Annotated in this window: 2 protein-coding genes and 1 pseudogene; all 3 read left to right on the forward strand. The window is 62.2% G+C overall.

Annotated features, from left to right (window positions below):
- The coding region (locus tag B0G75_RS37355; protein WP_106314680.1) for an NAD(P)/FAD-dependent oxidoreductase at nt 1–594 on the forward strand (594 nt) is incomplete at its 5' end.
- Nucleotides 595–697: 103 nt separating this feature from the next.
- Nucleotides 698–1,482, forward strand: a pseudogene (locus B0G75_RS41725) (SDR family NAD(P)-dependent oxidoreductase).
- Nucleotides 1,483–1,593: 111 nt separating this feature from the next.
- Nucleotides 1,594–1,927 (forward strand): methyltransferase domain-containing protein (locus B0G75_RS41730; RefSeq protein ID WP_374956951.1); only part of this gene is annotated, 334 nt, incomplete at its 3' end.

The raw sequence follows: 1,927 nt of genomic DNA on the forward strand, positions 1-1,927 counted from the left end.
CGCCGGCTGATCCTGAGCTATGGCGTCGCCGACCAGATGCCTGATGTTCCGGGCTTTGCCGAAAGCTGGGGCACGTCCGTCGTGCCCTGCCCCTACTGCGACGGCTTTGAAGTCGCCGGCCAGCATTGGGGCCTCGTCTGGTCGGGCCCGCAGTCGCACCAGTCTGCCAGGCTGTTCCGGGATTGGACCGACAATTTGACTGTCTTCGCCGATGGTCATGACATTCCGCCCGATATCCAGGCCGATCTGGCGCGCCGCAACATACCTGTCGTCAATGGCAGGATCGTCGAGATCGCCCATCACATGGGCCATATCGCCACCGTCAATCTCGATACCCGCCGCAATATCGCGGTCGACGTCCTGTTCGCCCATCCGCGCAATAAGCCGTCCGCAAGCCTACATGAATCACTGGGCCTCGCCACGCTCGATACGCCCGTCGGAATCGCCCTCAAGGTCGATGAGCGCCACCAAACCAGCATGCCCGGCATTTACGCCGCCGGCGACCTCGCCACGGCCTTCTTGCCCTCGGTCACCCAGGCATCATCGCAAGGCGCGATGGCAGGTATCTTCGCCCAGCAGTCGATGCTGGTTTGAGAGCACAGATTCCCCAAAGGATAGGCGGGTGTTCCGATGAGAATGTGGCTGAGCCCGATTGCTGATCAAAGAGTTGAGGAAGAGAACGATGTCGAAACAACCAATGAACAGCTTCGCCGGAAAATGGGCTCTGAGCACCGGGGCATCGAGTGGCCTCGGCCTTGAATTCGCAGATCTACTGGCTGCGCAGAAAGTCAATCTCGTACTGGCGGCCCGACGGCAGGAGTCGATGGAAAAGCTTGCCTCCGATTTCCGCCATAAATACGGGGTGGATGTGCTGGTCGAGGCGACCGATCTTGCCTCGCCGGGCGCGGCCAGCCGCTTGAAATGCAGTCTCGACGCGAGGTCGCTGACCGTCGACATCTTGTTGAACAACGCCGGATACGGCCTGCACGGCGACTTATTGGAAACGCGATCGAGCGCACCGCGAACATGATCCCGCTCAACATCACGACGCTCACAGAGCTGACCTATCTCTTCGGCCGCGATATGGCCAAGCGGCGATCTGGACATATGCTTCTCGTCGCTAGCCTCATGGCCTTCCAGGCCGTTCCCAGCTACGCGGCCTATGCGGCGACCAAGGCATATGTACTCGCCCTTGGCGAGGCCCTGCACGACGAACTCCGCCCGCATGGTCTGGTTGTTACCACTCTCTGCCCGGGGCACACCGCGACGGGCTTCGATAAAGGAGCCGGCGCAACCACATCGGCCTTGCTGCGCCTCCTCACCATGAAGCCTCGTCCGGTCGCCGCCAGCGGTATTCGGGCGTTGTTGCAAGGAAAGGCTATGGTGGTCGCGGGCATGTCAAACAAGATGGCGGCCTTTTCAAATCGTCTGACGCCGCGATCAATGCAAAGAGCCACGTTGAAAAGAATAGTGGACGCTTAACGCCTGGAGCGCTGGCGTGTGGGGATCCTCGAACAAGCGGGAGCCCTGACTGCGATGGGCGCTTTGGGATCGGACAGCTTAGTTAAGAGCGAATCGGAACAAGGAGATGACGTGACAGAGCAAAATGCCTATCAGGTTGCCGACTGGAATGGTCAAAGCGGGGAGCGCTGGGTCGCCAACCAGACCCGGCTCGACGCCATGGTGGCGGTGTTCGGTGAGGCCGCGATCGAAGCCGTTGCGCCCGCGGCGGGCGAGCGCGTGCTGGACGTCGGCTGCGGCGCGGGCGCGTCTAGTCTGGCTCTGGCCGCCCGCGTCGGCGCGGAAGGGCAAGTGCTGGGCGTGGACATATCCGCACCGCTGATCGGCCGAGCACGCGCGCTTGCGCCACAAAACACGCCGGTCCTGTTCCAGGTGGCCGACGCCAGCAGCGCCGAGCTGCCCGAGG

This window comes from Paraburkholderia sp. BL18I3N2 (assembly GCF_003001875.1).
In the GTDB taxonomy this organism is placed as follows: domain Bacteria; phylum Pseudomonadota; class Gammaproteobacteria; order Burkholderiales; family Burkholderiaceae; genus Paraburkholderia; species Paraburkholderia phytofirmans.